The organism is Georgenia sp. TF02-10, from assembly GCF_022759505.1.
GTDB lineage: Bacteria > Actinomycetota > Actinomycetes > Actinomycetales > Actinomycetaceae > TF02-10.
Window position 1 is genome coordinate 1 of the sequence record NZ_CP094290.1, and the last position, 18,829, is coordinate 18,829.

19 protein-coding genes and 1 pseudogene are annotated in these 18,829 nt (G+C 74.8%); 10 read left to right on the forward strand and 10 right to left on the reverse strand.

Going from position 1 to position 18,829, the window contains the following annotated elements:
• Positions 1–38: 38 nt before the first annotated feature.
• From MF406_RS18015 to MF406_RS18035, 5 genes are all read right to left on the reverse strand, one after another.
• A complete protein-coding gene (locus tag MF406_RS18015) occupies positions 39–1,469 on the reverse strand; it encodes an HNH endonuclease signature motif containing protein (protein ID WP_242897948.1) in 1,431 nt (476 codons plus the stop codon).
• 308 nt (positions 1,470–1,777) lie between these two features.
• On the reverse strand, positions 1,778–2,155 hold the full coding sequence (locus MF406_RS18020; protein WP_242897949.1) for a VOC family protein: 378 nt from the start codon (positions 2,153–2,155) through the stop codon (positions 1,778–1,780).
• Positions 2,156–2,270: 115 nt separating this feature from the next.
• Positions 2,271–2,630, reverse strand: a complete 360-nt coding sequence (locus MF406_RS18025) for a hypothetical protein (RefSeq protein ID WP_242897950.1) — start codon at positions 2,628–2,630, stop codon at positions 2,271–2,273.
• Between the two features lie 194 nt (positions 2,631–2,824).
• Positions 2,825–3,142 carry a hypothetical protein gene (locus MF406_RS18030; protein ID WP_242897951.1) on the reverse strand — a complete coding sequence of 106 codons (318 nt, stop codon included), beginning with the start codon at positions 3,140–3,142 and terminating at the stop codon, positions 2,825–2,827.
• Positions 3,143–3,347: 205 nt separating this feature from the next.
• Positions 3,348–4,784 carry a class I SAM-dependent DNA methyltransferase gene (locus tag MF406_RS18035; RefSeq protein WP_242897952.1) on the reverse strand — a complete coding sequence of 479 codons (1,437 nt, stop codon included), beginning with the start codon at positions 4,782–4,784 and terminating at the stop codon, positions 3,348–3,350.
• A gap of 104 nt (positions 4,785–4,888) precedes the next feature.
• Between MF406_RS18035 and MF406_RS18040 the strand changes: the two are divergent.
• From MF406_RS18040 to MF406_RS18050, 3 genes and pseudogenes are all read left to right on the forward strand, one after another.
• Positions 4,889–6,187 (forward strand): annotated as a pseudogene (locus tag MF406_RS18040) (nicotinate phosphoribosyltransferase); the annotation flags it as partial.
• A 3-nt stretch (positions 6,188–6,190) separates the two neighbouring features.
• Entirely contained in the window at positions 6,191–6,781 is a 591-nt protein-coding gene (locus MF406_RS18045) for an isochorismatase family protein (RefSeq protein WP_242898026.1), read from the forward strand.
• Positions 6,778–7,524, forward strand: coding sequence for an NUDIX domain-containing protein (locus MF406_RS18050; protein WP_242897953.1), 747 nt, complete (start codon positions 6,778–6,780; stop codon positions 7,522–7,524). The genes MF406_RS18045 and MF406_RS18050 overlap by 4 nt, the downstream gene beginning before the upstream one ends.
• Positions 7,525–7,542: 18 nt before the next feature.
• Here MF406_RS18050 and MF406_RS18055 read toward each other — a convergent pair whose 3' ends face one another.
• On the reverse strand, positions 7,543–7,689 hold the full coding sequence (locus MF406_RS18055) for a hypothetical protein (RefSeq protein WP_242897954.1): 147 nt from the start codon (positions 7,687–7,689) through the stop codon (positions 7,543–7,545).
• Between the two features lie 77 nt (positions 7,690–7,766).
• Positions 7,767–9,053, reverse strand: coding sequence for a lanthionine synthetase LanC family protein (locus MF406_RS18060; RefSeq protein ID WP_242897955.1), 1,287 nt, complete (start codon positions 9,051–9,053; stop codon positions 7,767–7,769).
• 67 nt (positions 9,054–9,120) lie between these two features.
• Between MF406_RS18060 and MF406_RS18065 the strand changes: the two genes are divergently transcribed.
• The 4 genes from MF406_RS18065 to MF406_RS18080 are packed head-to-tail and all read left to right on the forward strand — an operon-like array spanning position 9,121 to position 10,944.
• Positions 9,121–9,486, forward strand: a complete 366-nt coding sequence (locus MF406_RS18065; RefSeq protein ID WP_242897956.1) for a helix-turn-helix transcriptional regulator — start codon at positions 9,121–9,123, stop codon at positions 9,484–9,486.
• On the forward strand, positions 9,483–9,995 hold the full coding sequence (locus tag MF406_RS18070; RefSeq protein ID WP_242897957.1) for an SRPBCC family protein: 513 nt from the start codon (positions 9,483–9,485) through the stop codon (positions 9,993–9,995). Before MF406_RS18065 ends, MF406_RS18070 begins: the two co-directional genes overlap by 4 nt.
• On the forward strand, positions 9,992–10,570 hold the full coding sequence (locus MF406_RS18075; protein ID WP_242897958.1) for a TIGR03086 family metal-binding protein: 579 nt from the start codon (positions 9,992–9,994) through the stop codon (positions 10,568–10,570). The genes MF406_RS18070 and MF406_RS18075 overlap by 4 nt, the downstream gene beginning before the upstream one ends.
• Before the next feature lie 44 nt (positions 10,571–10,614).
• Positions 10,615–10,944 (forward strand): TfoX/Sxy family protein, encoded by a 330-nt coding sequence (locus MF406_RS18080; protein ID WP_242897959.1) that lies wholly within the window; start codon positions 10,615–10,617, stop codon positions 10,942–10,944.
• Positions 10,945–10,996: 52 nt separating this feature from the next.
• Here MF406_RS18080 and MF406_RS18085 read toward each other — a convergent pair whose 3' ends face one another.
• Positions 10,997–11,425, reverse strand: a complete 429-nt coding sequence (locus MF406_RS18085; RefSeq protein ID WP_242897960.1) for a VOC family protein — start codon at positions 11,423–11,425, stop codon at positions 10,997–10,999.
• Between the two features lie 47 nt (positions 11,426–11,472).
• Here MF406_RS18085 and MF406_RS18090 point away from each other — a divergent pair, with 47 nt between their 5' ends.
• Genes MF406_RS18090 through htpX form a run of 3 tightly spaced genes read left to right on the forward strand, consistent with a single transcriptional unit; the run spans position 11,473 to position 17,787 of the window.
• Entirely contained in the window at positions 11,473–16,053 is a 4,581-nt protein-coding gene (locus MF406_RS18090) for an ATP-dependent helicase (RefSeq protein WP_242897961.1), read from the forward strand.
• A gap of 2 nt (positions 16,054–16,055) precedes the next feature.
• The gene (locus MF406_RS18095) at positions 16,056–16,856 is read left to right on the forward strand and encodes a DNA-formamidopyrimidine glycosylase family protein (RefSeq protein WP_242897962.1); all 801 of its coding nucleotides are present in this window, start codon (positions 16,056–16,058) and stop codon (positions 16,854–16,856) included.
• Between the two features lie 49 nt (positions 16,857–16,905).
• A complete protein-coding gene (gene htpX, locus MF406_RS18100; protein WP_242897963.1) occupies positions 16,906–17,787 on the forward strand; it encodes a zinc metalloprotease HtpX in 882 nt (293 codons plus the stop codon).
• Between the two features lie 42 nt (positions 17,788–17,829).
• On the opposite strand, the gene MF406_RS18105 is transcribed toward htpX, so the two are convergent.
• Together MF406_RS18105 and MF406_RS18110 are read right to left on the reverse strand one after the other, a co-directional pair.
• Positions 17,830–18,135, reverse strand: coding sequence for a helix-turn-helix domain-containing protein (locus MF406_RS18105; protein WP_242897964.1), 306 nt, complete (start codon positions 18,133–18,135; stop codon positions 17,830–17,832).
• Positions 18,136–18,194: 59 nt separating this feature from the next.
• Positions 18,195–18,734 carry a CinA family protein gene (locus MF406_RS18110; RefSeq protein WP_242897965.1) on the reverse strand — a complete coding sequence of 180 codons (540 nt, stop codon included), beginning with the start codon at positions 18,732–18,734 and terminating at the stop codon, positions 18,195–18,197.
• Positions 18,735–18,829 lie beyond the last annotated feature (95 nt).

Here is an 18,829-nt window from a genome sequence, read left to right on the forward strand (position 1 = left end):
CTGGCCCCGCCGGTGGGGCGGGGTGCGGGGCGCGGGGGCTACTGGTCGGGTGGGTCGGTGCCGGGCTCGTCGGGGGCGGGGTCGAGGGCTCGGGTGTCGGCGGGGGTGACGAGGTAGCGGTGCCCGGACGGGCTGGTCCACAGGTAGACCGCCGGTGCGAGGCGTTCGTAGCCCCAGCCGGCATGGGTCTTCGCACGATGATGGCCGCGGCACAACGCGGCTTCGTTGCACGGACACGTCACGCCGCCCTGGGCGTGGGGGACGATGTGGTCGGCGTCGCAGCGTTCGGCGCGTTTGGTGCAGCCGGGGAACACGCAGTGGTGGTCGCGTTGGACCACGACCCGGCGGTGGCGGTCGGGCACCTCGTAGGCGTCGATCGGCTCGCAGCCGGCGAGGTCGAGCACCGGGCGGACAATGATCCGGCCGGCGCTCCCGCACCAGGCCCGGATCTGCTCGGCTGTGATCGGGACCTGCAGGTTCTGCAACCGGCCCACGCACGCGCCGTCGCTGGGCTCGGCGCCCTCGACGGTGTCGAGCGCCTCGCGGGTGAGGTGGACGAACAGCTCGATCCCACGGCCAAGGGCCGGGCGGGGCCGCGATGTCTCGTCTGCGTCGCCGCCGGTGTTGCGGTCGGTGAGGTCGAGGGTGAGCTGGTCGCGGGCGATCTCACCGACCGCCTTGGCGCGGCGGACGTCGAGGGAGTCCTCGTCACCCAGGCTGGCGAGCTCGCGGGCCTTGCCGCTGATCGCCCGTTCGAGGTCCATCGCGTCGGCGACATCGAGGACCCCGTCGACGGGCACGACACCGTCGGTGCCGGCGTGGTCGAGGTGGATGTCGAACCGGCGCGACTCCTCCGCCCGCCGGCGACGGGCTTCGGCGAGGTCGGGCTGGAACCGGGTGATCGCCTCCTCGATCAGCCGGTCGATCTGCGCCCACGAGCACCCCGACGCGAACGGGGCGAGCTGGTGGTCCACGAACCCCGCAGCCGGCTGGTTGAGGAGCCGGGTCTGGTCGGCGATCCGCAGCGCCTTCCACACCGGCACCACACCTTCCCCGACCTTCGCCCAGATCTGCGGCAGCCGGTGGGCCAGCTCGACGACGCAGCCCACATAGGACCGCGCCGAGTCCAGGGAGCGGCCGAGGATCGGGGCGAGCTCGATGATCGCGAAGTCACTCACCAACGGCGCCCCCTCACCAGCGACCGGGAGGCCGGTGTCCAGCCCGCGTTCGGTGATCGTCGCCGCCCCATCGGGCGACGGCAACGCGTTGAGGTTGGCCCAGTGCGCGACCTGCTGGACCTTGGCCAGCTCCAGCTCCGCGATCGTGCGGTGCGCCTCGCCGATGGTGTCGAGCAGCTCGTGGGTGAACGTCTTCACCGGCACCTCGGGCTCGGCCACAGCCGGCTGCTCGACGACCCGCGCCGCAGCGGCGGCGGGGAGGTCGAAGAGCGGTGCGGTCCCGAGTTCCATGAGCGACAGTCAACCAGCCGCCGCCGACACCGCCATGCACTCAGAACCCGCCTGTGGACAGGGATCCAGCGCATCCAGGCCTGTGGACGACAAGTGGGCAGAACACCCTCTGCCACGCTCGACCCGCCTGCCGACCGCGGCGCGCAACCCCTCGTCGTACCCCGTCTCGACCCGACCACAGAACGACGACCCCAAGCCACCTCGCACCCGGTCGGAGCCACCAGCCAACCGCCGCGACCACCGCGGCCAGCGCCCACACCTCTTCGTCCTCCGCAGAGGACGACGACTCCGCGCGGTGCGGTCTCGGATCAGCCCGCGGCCGAGAGCGGCGGCCCGCCGAACCCGATCTCGTTGCCGTCCGGGTCGCGGTAGATGACCTTCCGGACGCCGTCGCCGTAGGTCTCCCGCTCGACCGGCTCGATCCCGCGCTCGGAGATGGCACCGACCCGTTCGTCGAGGTCACCGACGAAGACGGTCACCGCAGCGCCGCCGGCCCGGTCCGGTCGCTGCTCGACGACCAGCCATCGGTGCGGCGCGAGCTCCCAGACCGACTCGGTGGGCGTCGCGTCGAAGGTGGAGTGGCGACCGAGCAGCCGCTCCCACCACGGGCACGCGGTCGCGTGGTCGCGCACGCACACCGTGGCGAAGAGCTCGACGCCGTCGGAGAGGAAGTCACTGACGCTCATGCAACGGCCGACCGCCCGACGGTCGCCGACTCATCGGTCGGGGCGCACCGGCGAGCCGTTGTCCGCCGCCCCGGCGTCCGCTCCTCCGCTCCCAGCGGCGGGGTCTTGTCTTGTGTTAGCCGGTTGACCGACTGTGCTCAGATGCCCAGTAGGCGAACTTGCCGGTCACCTTGAACTTGCCGCCGCGCTTCGTGTAGTCGACGGTCACGAACCCAAACCGGTCGTTGCACACCTTGTACTGACGGAACTTCATCCCGTACCCCTGGGTGGTGACCCGGCCCTTGGTGCCGAAGACCCGGTGCACCTTCGTCTGGGTCATGCCGCGCTTGACCCGGCGGTATTCCGGCTCGGTGACGCAACCGCGCGAGGACCGCTCGATGGTGTCGGCGGCCGCGGTGGCCGGGCTGGTGGCGTAGGCCAGACCGCCCAGGGCGAGGGCGGCCGCCGCGGCGGTGGCGGCGATGCGGTTCTTCATGTGGTTGTTTCCCTTCTGATGAAGGGGTTAGCAGCGCGGCAACTGGAAGGTCGCCGAGTTCGCGGGCCGGGTGCGGGCATCGCCCTGGTAGGCGGACCCGCCACTGGTGGGATGGGGAGGTCGAGTAGGTGCGGGACACCGTTCTGCCGTTGTAGTTGGAGCGCGCCGCTTCTCCATGTGATGTGCTGTTCCCCTCAGCAGTAGCAGTAGAAGCGGCTGTAGGACTTCCAGTCCAGCCGCCATGCCTGTCGGTAGTGGCGGTAGGTGACCTGGTAGCGGCCGGTGTCGGGTCCCCAGCAGGGCCGGTAGCTCTTGGTCTTGTAGCCGCCTCCCTGGTGCTCGAGGCGCCCGTGTGTGTCGAAGCGCGCTTCGACCCACAAGAGGGTGCGGCCGGAGGCGACCTGCCGGAACTCGCCCTTGGTCACGCAGCCGGGAACGGCGTGCGCCGACGGCGTCGGCAGCGCGGCGATCGGCGTCAACAGCCCAACCGCCAACGCCAGCGCGACAAGCATTCTTTTCACGTTTGTTCCCCCTGGATGTTTCGCGGGCCCGAGCGGCCGGCGGTGGCGCTGATCAGCCGACCAGCGCACTTCTCGTCCGTGAACCTAAGCGATCGGAACGGGCTGGCGTCGCGGTTCGACCAAACCAGGGCGATCGACCGCCGTCCGGGGACACGACCGGGCTAAGTCCCTAGTCGGAACTGACGATGATCTCCGATCACGGGACCTGTCCCCCGCCCCCCGCCCGCCCCAGCCACCAAGCGGTCACCTCGGCGCCGCCACCGTAGGCGCGCGCCATCACCCGCGCCGTCGCGGCGAGCGCCGCGGGGTCGCGGTGGCGCTGGGCGCGCTCGGCGAGCACGGCGCCCTCGGCCCAAGCGTCCTCGTCGGCGGGCAGCGGCAGGGCGGCGAGCTGGCGCGCGCTCAGCTTGACCGAGCCCGGCGTCAGGACGGCGCCGAGGTAGCGGGCAGCGGCATCGGCGACGAGCGGGGGCGCGAGCAGCACCGCGAGCAGCCGCCAGAGGTCCCCCGGGTCGTGCGGCACGACGGTGACCACCGGCACCGACGGCAGCCAGGCGCCCTGCTCGTCGACCACCGCCTCGATGACGCGGCCCTGACCGGCGACGAGCAGCTTCGGCACCAGCCGGGCCGCCGCCCACGACGCGAGCGGCCCGGCCCGCACGCCCGCCAGGTGGACGACGGGCGCGTCGTACCGTTGCCGCGCGAACCGGGTCGACCGGCTCCCCCACTCGCAGGCCGCCGGCTCGATCAGCCCGCTGGTCACCAGCGGTGCTCCGGAGTCGACCAGGCCGCCGTCGCTGACGTGGGGAACCAGGCCGTAGTACTGGTCGCGGAAGTCGGCGGTGCAGGTCGCGAGGTCGCCGACCACGCGGTCGCCGGCCCGCAGCTCCACCGGCGGGACGCCGAACGACGGCGCCGCCAGCCGGCCCCACCCGTCCGGGTCGGTGCCCGCCGGGTCGCCCACCCGCACCACGGGCACGCAGGTGAGCACCGCCGTGCCCGCGAACACCGGGCGCGGTGAGCACCACAGGTCGGAGACCGCGCCGCGCTCCGCGACCGCCCGGCGTACCGGACCGGCGTCGCGGGCGGCGAGCACCGACAGTGGCTGCACGAGAGCGACGGTGCCGCCCGGGCGCACCAGGTCGAGCGCCCGGTGCAGGAACACGGCGCTGGTGTCGGTGTAGGCGGCCGGCCGCGCGTCCGACCGGCCGGCGGTACGCCGTCGCAGCTGGCCGAGGAACGGCGGGTTGCCCACGACCGCGTCGAACAGCTCGCCGTCCCACGCGGTGAGCCCGTCGGCGACCCGCACCTGCTGCGCCACCTCCTCGGGCGTCAGCGTCGGGTCCTCGGCGAGCAGCCGCGCCCGGGCGATGGCGACCGCCTCCGGGTCGAGGTCGGACCCGTGGACCGACCGGGCGCCGAGCCGCCGGGCCGCGGCGACGAGGAAGTGCCCGGTGCCGCACGCGGGGTCCAGCACCCGGGAGACGCCGGGACCCAGCGCCCGGTCGAGCACCCACGAGACCAGGTGCGGCGGGGTGTAGAACGCGCCGCGCTCGCGGCGGCCCTCCCGCTGCTCCGCCAGCCGCTCCTCGTAGGCGACGGCGAGCGCCTCCACCCGTTGCCGCTCGCCCACGAGGGCAGAGTAGAGGGCGGAACACCGCTTGCCGCGGCGCGCCGCCGCGGGGAGAGACCACCGACCCTGTTATAGTCATCTTGACTACAACGTGAGGAGCCGGCATGGACCGCACCGGGCTGCTGACCGACCGCTACGAGCTGACGATGCTCGACTCGTGGGTGCGCGACGGCTCCGTCGACAACCGGGCGGTCTTCGAGGTGTTCGCGCGCCGGCTCCCGGAAGGCCGGAGGTACGGGGTCCTCGGCGGGCTGGGCCGTCTCCTCCCCCTGGTCGAGGCGTTCACGTTCGACTCCGACGAGGTGGCCTGGCTCCTCGAGCGCGGCGTGGTCGGCGAGGAGACGGCCGCCTACCTCGAACGGTTCCGGTTCGGCGGCGACATCGACGCCTACCGGGAGGGCGACCTGTACTTCCCCAGCAGCCCGGTGCTGACCGTCACCGGCACCCTCGGCGAGTGTGTGCTGCTGGAGACGCTGGTCCTGAGCGTGGTCAACCACGACACCGCGATCGCCAGCGCCGCGGCCCGGATGGTGACCGCCGCTCAGGGCCGCCCGCTGATCGAGATGGGCAGCCGGCGCACCCACGAGCAGGCGGCCGTGGCGGTCGCGCGAGCCGCCTACCTGGCCGGGTTCGCGTCGACCAGCAACCTCGCGGCCGGCCGGCTCTACGGCGTGCCCACGGTCGGCACCGCCGCCCACGCCTTCACGCTCGCCCACGAGAGCGAGGAGGCGGCGTTCCGCAGCCAGGTCGCGGCACAGGGCGTCGGCACCACGCTCCTCGTCGACACCTACGACACCGCCGAGGGCATCCGCACCGCGGTGCGGGTCGCCGGGACCGGGCTCGGGGCGGTGCGCATCGACTCCGGCGACCTCGCCGAGGAGGCGGCCAAGGCGCGCGAGCTGCTCGACTCGCTGGGCGCCACCCGCACGGGCATCGTGGCCACCAGCGACCTCGACGAGTTCGTCATCGCGGCGCTGGCCGACGCCCCGATCGACGGCTACGGCGTCGGCACGCGGGTGGCGACCGGGTCGGGCCACCCCACCGCGAGCATGGTCTACAAGCTCGTGGCGGTCGCCGACGCACCCGACGACACCACGCTCCGCCCGGTCTCGAAGAAGTCGAAGGACAAGGTCTCGGTCGGCGGCCACAAGACCGCCTGGCGCCGGTACGACGACGCCGGCGTGCTCGTGGGCGAGACGTTCACCGTGCCCGGCGACCCGGAGCCGCCGGGGTCGGTGCGCGCCCAGGTGCCGGTGATGCGCGGCGGCGCGACCGTGCACGACCCGTCGATCGAGGAGGTCCGCGCGTTCACCGCGGCGGCGGTCGCGTCGCTGCCGCCCGAGGCCCGCTCGGTCGCGGCGGGCCCGCCGTACCTCACCGTCACCCACCACCAGGAGGAGAGCAGCATGACCACCGCACCCGCCCCCACGAGGGCCCTGCTCATCGTCGACGTGCAGAACGACTTCGTCGAGGGCGGGTCGCTCGGCGTCGCCGGCGGCAACGACGTCGCCGCGCGGATCAGCGAGCACCTGGCCCGGCACGCCGGGGAGTACGCCGTCATCGCGGCCTCGCGCGACTGGCACGACCCGCACGGCACCAACGGCGGCCACTTCCACGAGCCGGGCGCCGAGCCGGACTTCGTCACCACCTGGCCGGTCCACTGCGTGGCGACCGAGGCCGGGTCGGACTACGCGCCGGGGCTGGTGACCGACGCGGTCACCCACCACGTCCGCAAGGGCATGGGCGAGCCGGCGTACTCCGCGTTCGAGGGCGTCACCGACGACGGCGCGACGCTCGCCGACGTGCTCCGGGCCGCCGGCGTCACCGAGATCGACCTGACCGGCATCGCGACCGACTACTGCGTGCGGGCCACGGCGCTCGACGCCCGGCGGGAGGGGTTCGGGGTGCGGCTGCTCGACGGGATGCACGCCGGCGTGGCGCCGGAGAGCAGCGCGGCCGCGGTGCGCGAGATGACCGAGGCGGGCGTCCGGGCATGAGCGGCGGCAACGGGTCGACCCACCCCCCGTTCGCGGTCGCCGTCGACCTCGCGATCTTCACGATCCGCGACGGCGCCCTCTCGGTGCTGCTCGTGGAGCGCGGCGAGGAGCCGTTCGCCGGGCACTGGGCGCTGCCCGGCGGGTTCGTCGAGCCCGACGAGGACGCCGAGCAGGCGGCGTGGCGCGAGCTGCACGAGGAGACCGGCCTCTCGCGGACGTCGGCCCGGTTCTCCGGCTACCTGGAGCAGCTGCGCACCTACTCCGCACCCGACCGCGACCCCCGGATGCGGGTGGTGTCGATCGCCCACGTCGCGCTCGCGCCGGACCTGCCCGACCCGACGGCCGGCACCGACGCCACCGACGCCCGCTGGTGGGTCGTCGACGACCTCCTCGAGCCGGCGGAGGGTGGCGCGGCGGAGGCCCCGGAGCTGGCCTTCGACCACCGTCAGATCCTGCTCGACGCCCGCGAGCGGGTGCGGGCCAAGCTGGAGTACACGACGCTGGCGACCGAGTTCGTCGCCGAGCCTTTCACGCTCCCCGAGCTGCGCCGGGTCTACACCGCGGTCTGGGGCACGCCTCCCGACCTCGGCAACTTCCGCCGCAAGGTGCTCGGCACCGAGGGGTTCGTGCTCCCCACCGAGAGCCGCGGGACGGCATCGGAGGGAGGCGGCCGGCCCGCGCTGCTCTACCGCCGCGGCCCGGCCCGGCAGATCTTCCCGCCGATGGTGCGCTCGCAGACCTGACGCCGGGCCCCGCGGTGGTCAGGTGTTGTAGCGCAACCAGCCGATCAGCACCATCACCGCGGCGATCGCCACGAGGATCGCGATCACGATCAGCAGCGACTTGGGCGACCGACGCGGGCCGTTGAGCGGCTGGTTCACCGTGGGTCGTTCTCGTTCCTCGGCCATGCCGGCGCGGTACCCGGATCCCGGCGCCCCATGAGGCCGTCCGAACCGGCAGTCGATGCAGTCGGGCACTGCCGCCCTCACCGCACCGCCCACCACCAGTCGAGCGCCGGGTCGACCGAGGCGCGGCCCGCGAGCGCCGCGTCGAGGCGCAGCAAGTACGCCGCGATCCCGGCCGCGCCCTGCATCCAGCCGGGCGCGGGCGGCAGCCCCTCCGGACCGGCGTCGGTGGCCGCGAACCGCCAGTACCGGCCCGCACCGGCCTCGACCGCGCGGTCGAGGAGCGCGTCGCCGAGCCGCACCGCCCAGCCCGTGTCGGCGGCGGTGAGCAGCACGCCCCCGACGCCGGCCGTGCCGCAGCAGCGGCCGTCGTTGTCCCAGAACCCGGGGCGCACCCTGGCGGGCAGGCCGGAGGTCCGCACGCTGGTCAGGCAGCGGTCCCGCCACTCCGTGGGCGGCCGCCCGCCGACCTCCGCGACGCCGGCCCGGTCGAGCGCGGCGAAGAGCAGCGACGTCCCGGCCGCGCCGTGGCACCAGCCGAAGCTGGTCGGCTCGGAGTCGGGGTGGTCCGGCGGCAGCGGCGGCACGTAGCGGGGGAAGCGGGCGCCCCGGGCGTCGCTCTCCACCAGCGTGAGCAGGTGCTCGGCCCCTGCCTGCGCGGCCGCCACGAGGTCCGGCCGGTCGAGCACGGTGCCGGCGGTCGCGAGCGCGGCGGCGACACCGGCCACGCCGTGGGAGAGGTTCGGCATCTCCGTCGGCTCCGCCCCGTCCACCCGGTACCGGCGGGGCACGAACCGCCACCGCAGGCCTGCCGGCTGCTCCTCCGCCTCCGCCAGCAGCACCGCCGCGGCGCGGTCGGCCAGCTCGCGGGCGCGGGGAAGACCCTGCCGCACGGCCTCCACGCCGGCGAGCAGCACGCCGGCGGTGCCGAGCGTCAGGTCGTTGATCCGGACGCCCGGGCCGTAGCGGGGAGGGCCGACCGCGGTGGTCGGCCAGCCGTCGTCCTCGGCCAGGTCGAGCAGCCGGGCGACGACCCGGTCCCGTCCGTCGGCGCCGAGCGCGGTCAGGGCCGCGAGGTGGCCGGGCAGCCCGTCGAACATCGAGGCATCGGACGTCGTCTCGACCGCGGTCCGGAGCCGGTCGACGAGCCCGTCGGCCAACGCCTGCTCGCGGGTGCTCCAGGGACGGGTCCGCGCCACCTCGCCGAGCACCAGCGCCAGCCCGCCGGCGCCGCTGTGGATCCCGTCGCGGTAGCCGGGCCGGGGCTCGGTGTCCTCAGGCGCCTCGGGGATCCAGGGGCCGTCGTCCCACCGCACCTGGTCGAGGACCCAGGACCACGCCCGCTCTCCCGCCTCGCCGTACCGCACCCCCGAAGCCTACCGGTTCTCAACCAGAGGGTTGACAACAGGCCGGACGCGGAGTTTGATCAACCACATGGTTGACAACGAGGTCCGGCTCTCGCGGGTGTTCGCGGCGCTCGCCGACCCGACCCGGCGCGACATCGTCGCCCGGCTCGCGGCCGGCGACGCGACGGTCGGCGAGATCGCCGCGCCGTACGACGTCTCGCTGCAGGCGGTCTCGAAGCACCTCAAGGTGCTCGAGGACGCCGGGCTGGTGCGCCGCAGCCGCGACGCCCAGCGCCGGCCGGTCCACCTCGAGGCGGAGGTGTTCGACCTGATGACGAAGTGGATCGAGCGGTACCGCCGCCAGGCGGAGGAGCGCTACCAACGACTGGACGCGCTCCTCGACCGCATGCAGGACAGGGAACAGGAACCCGAGAAGGACGAGGAGGCAGGATGACCACCACACAGGCCGGCGACGGCACCCGGCAGACCCTGATCGAGGCGGACCCCGACATCCCGGTGGTCCGGATCGTGCGCGAGTTCGACGCCCCGCCCGCGCTCGTCTACCGCGCCCACGCCGACCCCGAGCTGGTGCGGCAGTGGATGGGCCCGCGGTCGATCGACATGGACATCGAGCGGTGGGACGTGCGCACCGGCGGTGAGTACCGCTACACCGCGCTCCGCGACGGCGAGGAGGTCGCCCACTTCTACGGCTCCTTCCACCGGGTCGACGAGGGCCGGAGGATCGTCCAGACCTTCGGGTTCGAGGAGATGCCCGAGGCGGTCAGCCTGGAGACCCTCGAGCTGGTCGACCTCGGCGACGGCCGCACCCGGCTGGAGATCCTCTCGGTCGTGGAGTCGATGGAGGCACAGGCCGGGATGATGGCGAGCGGCATGGAGGTCGGCATCAACGAGGGCTACGCCGCCCTCGACGAGGTGCTGGCCGGCCTGGCCGGCCGGGCGTGATCCCGACCGACCCGGCCGACGAGCACCGCGTCGTCGCCGGCACGTTCGGCGAGCGGGTGCGGGGCGTCACGCCCGGCGGGTGGGACGCGCCGACGCCGGTCGCGGAGTGGGCGGCGCGCGACGTCGTACGGCACCTGCTGGAGTGGCTGCCGCCCTTCCTCGCCGCCGGCGGCGACGTCGCCCTGCCGCCCGGCCCGTCCGTCGACGACGACCCGGTCGCCGCGTGGGAGCAGCACGCCGCCGCGGTGCAGGAGGTCCTCGACGACCCGGCCTCGGCAGCGACCACGTTCGCCCACCCCCGGCTGCCGGCGATGCCGCTCCCCCGGGCGGTCTCGCAGTTCTACACCGCCGACGTGTTCATGCACACCTGGGACCTGGCCCGCGCCACCGGCCAGGACGACCGCCTCGACGAGGACCGGTGCCGCGAGCTCTACGAGGCCATGGTCGACATCGAGGAGGTGCTGCGCGGCAGCGGCCAGTACGGCCCGGCCGTCCCGGTGCCCGCCGACGCCGGCTGGCAGGAGCGGATGGTCGGCTTCATCGGACGCGACCCGGGGTGGCGGCCGCCGGGCTGAGTCTCAGCGCTCCTGGTGTCGGTGCCGCGGCCTACGCTCCCGCCATGGCGTACGACACGGCCCTCGCCGACCGGATCCGCGACCTCCTCGGCGATCGGGCGGAGGTGACCGAGAAGCGGATGTTCGGCGGGCTCGCGTTCCTCGTCGGCGGCCACATGGCGGTCGCGGCGAGCGGGCAGGGCGGCATCCTCGTGCGCGTCGACCCGGCCGAGACCGACCGGCTGCTCGCCGCCACGCCGGCCCACCCGATGGAGATGCGCGGCCGGGCGCTGGCCGGGTGGCTGCGGGTCGACGGCGAGCACCTCGACGACGACGACCTCGCCGCGTGGGTGCGGCGCGGAGCGACGTACGCCGGTTCGCTGCCGCCGAAGTAGCGGCCGGCGTCCGGCGGCGCGGATCGCGGCGGCGCGACCCACCGTCCAGCGCTCAGCCCACGAAGATGCAGAACGGGTGCCCCGCCGGGTCCACCAGCACGTACAGCGGCTCGTCCTCGTCGTCGGTGCGGTCGAGCCGCAGCGTGGCGCCGAGCGACTCCGCGCGCTCGCGGTGACGCTCGAGCGACTCCCGGTCCGGCACGGTGAGGTCGAGGTGCATCTGCATCGGCACGTCGTGGTCCGGCCAGGTGGTCGGCTCCAGCCGCTCGACCCTCTGGAAGGCCAACCGCCGGGTGCCGTCGTCGTCCACGAGGACCAGCCAGTCGGCATCGTCGGCGGAGGCGCCCGGCTCCTCGCCGGCGGCCGGCTCGTCGCCCGGGCGGTACCGGAGCCCGAGCAGCCGGCGGTAGAACTCGGCGAGCCCGCGGCAGTCGGTGGTGTCGATCACGGTGTGCAGGAGGTGCGGGTGGTCGGCGGCCATGGTCCTCAGCCTGGGGCGGTGTCGGCGCCGTGCGCAACACTGGTCGGGTGCCCGAGACCCCTGCCGACGCCTCCGCCGAGGCCGCGCTGAGCCGGTTCAGCGAGCCCACCCGGGCGTGGTTCCGGGCAGCGTTCGCCGAGCCGACGCCGGCGCAGGCCGGGGCCTGGGCGTCGATCTCCGGCGGGCGGCACACGCTGGTCGTCGCTCCCACGGGCTCCGGCAAGACGCTGAGCGCGTTCCTCGCGTCGATCGACCGGCTGCTCACCACGCCGGTCCCCGACGACCGCACGAAGCGCACCCGGGTCCTCTACGTGTCGCCGCTCAAGGCGTTGGCGGTCGACGTCGAGCGCAACCTGCGGGCGCCGCTGGCCGGCATCCGGCAGACCGCCGAGCGCCTCGCCCCCGGCGCGGCTCTGCCCGAGGTCCGGGTCGGCATCCGCTCGGGCGACACCCCCGCCAACGAGCGGCGCACGCTGACGACCCGGCCACCCGACATCCTCATCACCACGCCCGAGTCGCTGTTCCTCATGCTCACCAGCCGGGCCCGCGAGTCGCTCCAGGGCGTGCAGACGGTGATCGTCGACGAGGTGCACGCCGTCGCGGGCACCAAGCGCGGCGCCCACCTCGCCCTCACCCTCGAGCGCCTCGACGCCCTCCTGCCCGAGCCCGCGCAACGGGTCGGGCTCTCGGCGACGGTGCGCCCGACGGAGGAGGTGGCGCGCTTCCTCGGCGGCCGGGCGCCGGTCGAGATCGTGGCCCCGCCCGCCCACAAGAGCTGGGACCTGCGGGTCGTGGTCCCGGTCGAGGACATGACCGAACCGGGCGGCGGCGACCCCGCCTTCGACGCCCCGCCCGAGGTCGAGGCCTACGACGACCTCGGCGAGTCGGTCGCCCGCCGCCGCGGCAGCATCTGGCCCCACGTCGAGCAGCGCGTGGCCGAGCTGATCCGCGAGCACACCTCGACCATCGTCTTCGCCAACTCCCGCCGCACGGCCGAGCGGCTGACGGCCCGGCTCAACGAGATCGCGACCGGCACCGACGCCGACGGGGTCGAGCCCCCGGCGGAGGTGATGGCCCAGTCCGGGGCGTCGGCCGGGGCCGCCGCCCTCCTCGCCAAGGCCCACCACGGGTCGGTCTCGAAGGAGCAACGGGCCCAGATCGAGGACGACCTCAAGGCCGGCCGGCTGCCCGCCGTGGTCGCGACGAGCAGTCTCGAGCTCGGCATCGACATGGGCGCGGTCGACCAGGTGCTCCAGATCGCCTCCCCGCCGAGCGTCGCGAGCGCCCTGCAGCGGGTCGGCCGCGCCGGCCACCAGGTCGGTGAGACCTCGAAGGGCGTGTTCTTCCCGCAGCACCGGGGCGACCTCGCCCCGGCCGCGGTGTCGGTCGCCCGGATGCGAACCGGCGGCATCGAGGCGCTGCGGGTGCCGGCCAACCCGCTCGACGTGCTCGCCCAGCAGGTGGTCGCGGCGACCGCGCTCGACGAGTGGGACGTCGACGAGCTGTTCGACGTCGTGCGCCGGAGCGCGCCGTACGCCCACCTCCCCCGCTCCGCCTTCGACGCCGTGCTCGACCTGCTCGCGGGCCGCTACCCCAGCGACGAGTTCGCCGAGCTCCGGCCGCGGATCACGTGGGACCGGGTCACCGGCCGGATCGCCGGCCGGCCCGGCGCCCAGCGGCTCGCGGTGACCAGCGGCGGCACCATCCCCGACCGGGGGCTCTACGGCGTCTTCCTCGTCGGCGGCGAGGGCCCCGGCCGGCGGGTCGGCGAGCTCGACGAGGAGATGGTCTACGAGAGCCGGGTGGGCGACGTGTTCGCCCTGGGCGCGACCAGCTGGCGGATCGAGGACATCACCCACGACCGGGTCCTGGTGTCGCCGGCACCGGGCGTGCCCGGGCGGCTGCCGTTCTGGAAGGGCGACACCCTCGGCCGCCCCGCCGAGCTGGGCGAGGCGATCGGCGCGTTCACCCGCGAGCTCGCCGCGCTCCCCGAGCAGGAGGCGCGCGACCGGGCACAGGCCGAGGGCCTCGACGCGTACGCCGCGGCCAACCTGGTCGGCTACCTCCGCGAGCAGGTCGACGCGACCCGTCTGCTCCCGAGCGACACGACGCTGCTCGTCGAGCGGTTCCGCGACGAGCTGGGCGACTGGCGGCTGGTGCTGCACTCCCCCTACGGCACCGCCGTCCACGCGCCGTGGGCGCTGGCCATCAACGCCCGGCTCCGCGAGCGCTACGGGGTCGACGGGCAGGCCATGGCCTCCGACGACGGCATCGTGATCCGGATCCCCGACACCGACGCGGAGCCACCGACCGCCGACGTCGTGGTGTTCGAGCCCGACGAGGTCGAGGAGGTCGTCACCCGCGAGGTCGGCGGGTCCGCGCTGTTCGCCAGCCGGTTCCGCGAGTGCGCGGCACGGGCCCTGCTGCTCCCCCGCCGCGACCCCGGGCGCCGGTCGCCGTTGTGGCAGCAGCGGCAGCGCGCGGCCCAGCTGCTCGAGGTCGCTGCCCGCTACCCGTCGTTCCCGATCGTGCTGGAGACGGTGCGCGAGGTGCTCAACGACGTCTACGACCTGCCGGGGCTGACCCGGCTGCTGCAACGCACCGAGCGGCGCGAGATCACCGTCACCGAGGTCGAGACGCCGGCGCCGTCGCCGTACGCCCGCACGCTGCTGTTCGGCTACGTCGCCCAGTTCGTCTACGAGGGCGACTCACCGATCGCGGAGCGGCGCGCGGCCGCACTGACCCTCGACCAGGGCCTGCTGGCCGAGCTCCTCGGCCGGGCCGAGCTGCGCGAGCTGCTCGACCCCGACGTGCTCGCCGAGGTCGAGGACGAGCTGCAGCGGCTGGCGCCCGACCGCCGGGCCCGCGACGCCGAGGGCGTGGTCGACCTGCTCCGGCTGCTCGGGCCGCTGACGCTCGACGAGCTGCTCGCACGGACCCTCCCCGACTCGCCGGTGGCCGACTGGCTGTCCGACCTGGTCGCCGCCCGCCGCGCGGTCGAGGTGCGGATGCCCTACGGGCCGGCCTGGGCGGTGGTGGAGGACGTCGCCCGGCTCCGCGACGGCCTCGGCGTCCCGGTGCCACCCGGCACGCCCGCGGTGTTCACCGAGCCGGTCGACGACCCGTTGGCCGACCTGGTGGCGCGCTACGCCCGAACCCACGGCCCGTTCACGGTGGCCGAGGTGGCGGGCCGGCTCGGCCTCGGGGCGGCCGTCGTCCGCCACACGCTCCAGCGGCTCGAGGCCCAGGGCCGCGTGCTCACCGGCGAGTTCCGCCCCACCGGCAGCGCGGGCGTCCCCGGCGCCGACGAGTGGTGCGACGCCGAGGTGCTCCGCAGGCTGCGGCGCCGCTCCCTGGCCAAGCTGCGCCACGAGATCGAGCCGGTCGAGCCGGTCGCGCTCGCCCGCTTCTCCGCCGCCTGGCAGGCGGTCTCGCCCGCGGCCAAGGGCCTGCGCGGCATCGACGGGGTGCTGCGGGCCGTCGAACAGCTCGCCGGCGCACCGGTGCCGGCCTCGGCGCTCGAGCCCCTGGTGCTCGCGTCGCGCGTGCGCGACTACGAGCCGGCCTACCTCGACGAGCTGACCGCCACCGGGGAGGTGCTCTGGGCGGGCCACGGCGGGCTGCCGGGCAGTGACGGGTGGGTCTCCCTCCACCTCGCCGACCAGGCGGCCCTCACCCTGCCGGAGCCGCAGGGCGAGGTCGACGACGAGCTGCAGCGGCAGGTGCTGACCGCGCTCGCGCCCGGCGGCGCCTGGTTCTTCCGCCAGCTCAGCAACGCGATCGGCGCCCAGGACGACGCGAGGCTCAGCGCCGCGCTGTGGGAGCTGGTGTGGTCGGGCCGGGTCAGCAACGACACGCTCACGCCGCTGCGCACGCTGACCAGCACCGGCCGCGCCGCCCACCGCAGCCGGCGTGCTGCCGCGCGGCCGGGCCGGGTCGCCCGGTCCGGCCCGCCCGAGACCGCCGGCCGCTGGGCGCTGCTGCCCGCGACCGACACCGACCCCACCCGCCGCGCGCACGCGACCGCCGAGCGGCTGCTCGACCGGCACGGCGTGGTCACCCGCGGCGCAGTCGTCAGCGAGCGGGTCCCGGGCGGCTTCGCCGCGGTCTACCGGGTCCTCTCGGCGTTCGAGGAGTCCGGCCGCTGCCGCCGCGGCTACTTCGTCGAGGGCCTCGGAGCCGCCCAGTTCGGCACCGCCGGCGCGGTCGACCGGTTGCGGACCTTCGGCCGCACCTCCGACCACGACAAGCCGGTGGCGGTCGCCCTCGCCGCCACCGACCCGGCCAACCCCTACGGCGCCGCCCTCCCCTGGCCGGCCGGGGACGACGACGGCGGCCACCGCCCGGGGCGCAAGGCCGGCGCCCTGGTCGTGCTCGTCGACGGCGCGCTGGTGCTCTACGTCGAGCGCGGCGGCCGCACCCTCCTCACCTGGAGCGACGACGTCGAGCAGCTGCGGCCCGCCGCCGAGGCGCTCTCCACCGCCGTGCGGCGCGGCACGCTCGGCCGGCTCACCGTCGAGAAGGCAGACGGCGCGCCGCTCCTCGGGGCGGGCCCGAGCGCGCTCCGCGACGCGCTCGACGCGGCCGGTTTCGTCGCCACGCCGCGCGGGTTGCGGATCCGGGGCTAACGGTGCCCGAGGGAGACGCGGTCAGGCTGACCGCCCGGCGGCTCGACCGGGGGCTGAAGGGCCGGCGGCTGGTCGCCACCGACTTCCGCTGGCCCTCGCTCGCGACCGTCGACCTGACCGGCGCCACCGTCCTCGGCACGGGCACCCACGGCAAGCACCTGCTCACCCGGTTCGACCACGACGGCCGCCTCCTGACGCTCCACACCCACCTCAAGATGGAGGGCCGCTGGCGGGTGCACGCGGCGGGCGCCCGCTGGTCCCTGCCCGCCCGGGACGCCCGGGTCGTGCTGCGCACGGAGGCGACCGAGGCGGTCGGGTTCTCGCTCGCCATCGTCGAGCTGCTGCCGACCGCCGACGAGACCTCGGTGATCGGGCACCTCGGTCCCGACCTGCTCGCCGACGGGTGGGACGAGGAGGAGGCGCTGCGCCGGTTGCTTGCGGACCCGGCCCGGCCGCTCGGCGAGGCGCTGCTCGACCAGACCGTCGTCGCCGGGATCGGCACGATCTACCTCTCCGAGGTGTGCTTCGCCCACGGCGTCCACCCGCTCACCCCGGTCGGTGAGGTGCGCGACCCGCTCCGGTTGCTGCGGCGCGCGGGTCAGATGCTGCGGATCGGGGTCGCCAACGGGCGCCCGGTGATGACCGGAGACCGCCGCGAGCCGCTCTGGGTCTACCGACGCCACCGGTTGCCGTGCCGCCGCTGCGCGACCACCGTGGAGGCCGGCCCGGTCGGCGACCGGGCGCGGGAGCGGACGACGTACTGGTGCCCCTCCTGCCAGCCGCTGCCTGAGAAGTCGCTGTGAGCGGCCCGGCGGCGGGAACACCGCGCCGGGTCGCCGACGTTTTCCTGACATGTTCCGTCACCGCCACCACAACGGACTGAAGACCGCCGGCCTGTTCGCCGCCATCTTCGGTCTGCTGCTGGCCGTCGGCGGCATGATCGCGGCGGCCACCAGCAACTCCCTGTTCATCTGGGTCTTCGCACTGATCGGCCTGGCGACCACCGCCTACGGCTACTGGAACTCCGACAAGATCGCCATCCGGGCGATGCGTGCCTACCCGGTCTCCGAGGCGCAGGCCCCGGCACTGCACCGGATCGTGCGCGAGCTGTCGCAGCGCGCCGGCCAGCCGGTGCCGCGGATCTACGTCTCGCCGACCCAGGCGCCCAACGCGTTCGCGACCGGCCGCGACCCCGAGCACGCCGCCGTCGCCGTCACCGAGGGCATCCTCGGCCTGCTCGACGAGCGCGAGCTGCGCGGCGTCCTCGGCCACGAGCTGATGCACGTCTACAACCGCGACGTGCTCACCTCGTCCGTCGCCGCGGCGATCGCGGGGGTGATCAGCTCGATCGGCCAGTTCCTCGCGTTCAGCTCGCTCTTCGGCGGCGACGACGAGCGGCCCAACCCGCTGGCGATGCTCGCCACGGCGCTGCTCGCCCCGTTCGGCGCCATGGTGATCCAGCTGGCGATCAGCAGGACCAGGGAGTACGACGCCGACGAGGACGGCGCCCGCCTCACCGGCGACCCGCTCGCCCTCGCCTCGGCGCTGCGGAAGCTGGAGCTCGGGACCCGGCGCGCGCCGCTCCCGCCGACGCCGCAGCTGCAGAACGCGAGCCACCTGATGATCGCCAACCCGTTCCGCGCCCAGGACGTGTCGCGGCTGTTCTCCACCCACCCGCCGATGGCCGACCGGGTCGCCCGGCTCGAGGCGATGGCGGGGCACAGCCTGCGCTGACGCCCCCGGAGCCGGTAGGAGCCGGCTGGATCGCGGCGACCGTCAGGCGGCGGAGGCGACGACCTCGTCGCGCTGCGGTCGCGGCGCGATCGGCGTCGGCTGCGGCACGGCGCCCTCCTCGACGGCGACCGCGTCGGCGACGTCACGGAGCACCTGGGAGAGCGGGACGTCGAGGGCGTCGCACAGCGAGGCGAGCAGCTCGGAGGACGCCTCCTTCTGGCCGCGCTCGATCTCGGAGATGTAACCGAGGCTCACCCGGGCCGTGCCCGACACCTCGCGCAGCGTGAGACCGAGCTCCGAGCGGCGCTCACGGAGCACGTCGCCGAGCGTCCGGCGGAACAGCGCCATCCCGTTCTCCCTTCTCGTCGTGCGGAGGTGGGCCGCAGGCCCGTCCGTGTGTCCCAACGCTACCCGAGCGTCGGATCTTCCGCTCCCCGCCCGGCCGGTGCGGCCTCGGACTCCCCCATCATCACCGCCAGCGCCGACAGGGCGGCGTCGATCGCTCGCTCCTGGATCCGCTCCCGATCGCCGTCGAGGTCGAGTGGCACCACCTTCGTCCCGTTCGGGCCCGCGACGGCGACGAAGACGGTCCCCACCGGCTTCCCCTCCTGGGTGTCGGGCCCGGCCACCCCCGTCGTCGAGATGCCGTACGTCGTCCCGAGCAGGTCGCGGACGCCGTTCGCCATCGACTCCGCGCATTCACCGGACACGACGCCGTGCTCGTCGACGAGGGCCTCCGGGACGTCGAGGACCCGGATCTTCGCGTCCGTCGCGTAGGTGACGACACCGCCGACGAACGCCCCCGACGACCCCGGCACGTCGGTGAGGCGGGCGGCCAGCCGGCCCCCCGTGAGCGACTCGGCGGTCGCCACGGTGTGGTCGGCGTCGACGAGGCGGTCGAGGAGCGGCTCCCACTGCTGGGGCTCCTCGGTGGTGTCGGAGGTCATCCCCCGATCGTAGAGGCACGGAGGTCCCCGCCCCGGCCGTGGCCGGGAGGGGACCTCCGTGTTCCTCAGGTGTTGCTGGGCGGCTGGTCGTGCAG

What these genes read in the sequence shown, in the direction of transcription:
- MF406_RS18015 (WP_242897948.1), bottom strand. Translation starts at nt 1,469, where the DNA reads ATGGAACTCGGGACCGCACCGCTCTTCGACCTCCCCGCCGCCGCTGCG.
- MF406_RS18020 (WP_242897949.1), bottom strand. Translation starts at nt 2,155, where the DNA reads ATGAGCGTCAGTGACTTCCTCTCCGACGGCGTCGAGCTCTTCGCCACG.
- MF406_RS18025 (WP_242897950.1), bottom strand. Translation starts at nt 2,630, where the DNA reads ATGAAGAACCGCATCGCCGCCACCGCCGCGGCGGCCGCCCTCGCCCTG.
- MF406_RS18030 (WP_242897951.1), bottom strand. Translation starts at nt 3,142, where the DNA reads ATGCTTGTCGCGCTGGCGTTGGCGGTTGGGCTGTTGACGCCGATCGCC.
- MF406_RS18045 (WP_242898026.1), top strand. Translation starts at nt 6,191, where the DNA reads ATGACCACCGCACCCGCCCCCACGAGGGCCCTGCTCATCGTCGACGTG.
- MF406_RS18050 (WP_242897953.1), top strand. Translation starts at nt 6,778, where the DNA reads ATGAGCGGCGGCAACGGGTCGACCCACCCCCCGTTCGCGGTCGCCGTC.
- MF406_RS18055 (WP_242897954.1), bottom strand. Translation starts at nt 7,689, where the DNA reads ATGGCCGAGGAACGAGAACGACCCACGGTGAACCAGCCGCTCAACGGC.
- MF406_RS18065 (WP_242897956.1), top strand. Translation starts at nt 9,121, where the DNA reads ATGGTTGACAACGAGGTCCGGCTCTCGCGGGTGTTCGCGGCGCTCGCC.
- MF406_RS18070 (WP_242897957.1), top strand. Translation starts at nt 9,483, where the DNA reads ATGACCACCACACAGGCCGGCGACGGCACCCGGCAGACCCTGATCGAG.
- MF406_RS18080 (WP_242897959.1), top strand. Translation starts at nt 10,615, where the DNA reads ATGGCGTACGACACGGCCCTCGCCGACCGGATCCGCGACCTCCTCGGC.
- MF406_RS18085 (WP_242897960.1), bottom strand. Translation starts at nt 11,425, where the DNA reads ATGGCCGCCGACCACCCGCACCTCCTGCACACCGTGATCGACACCACC.
- htpX (WP_242897963.1), top strand. Translation starts at nt 16,906, where the DNA reads ATGTTCCGTCACCGCCACCACAACGGACTGAAGACCGCCGGCCTGTTC.
- MF406_RS18105 (WP_242897964.1), bottom strand. Translation starts at nt 18,135, where the DNA reads ATGGCGCTGTTCCGCCGGACGCTCGGCGACGTGCTCCGTGAGCGCCGC.
- MF406_RS18110 (WP_242897965.1), bottom strand. Translation starts at nt 18,734, where the DNA reads ATGACCTCCGACACCACCGAGGAGCCCCAGCAGTGGGAGCCGCTCCTC.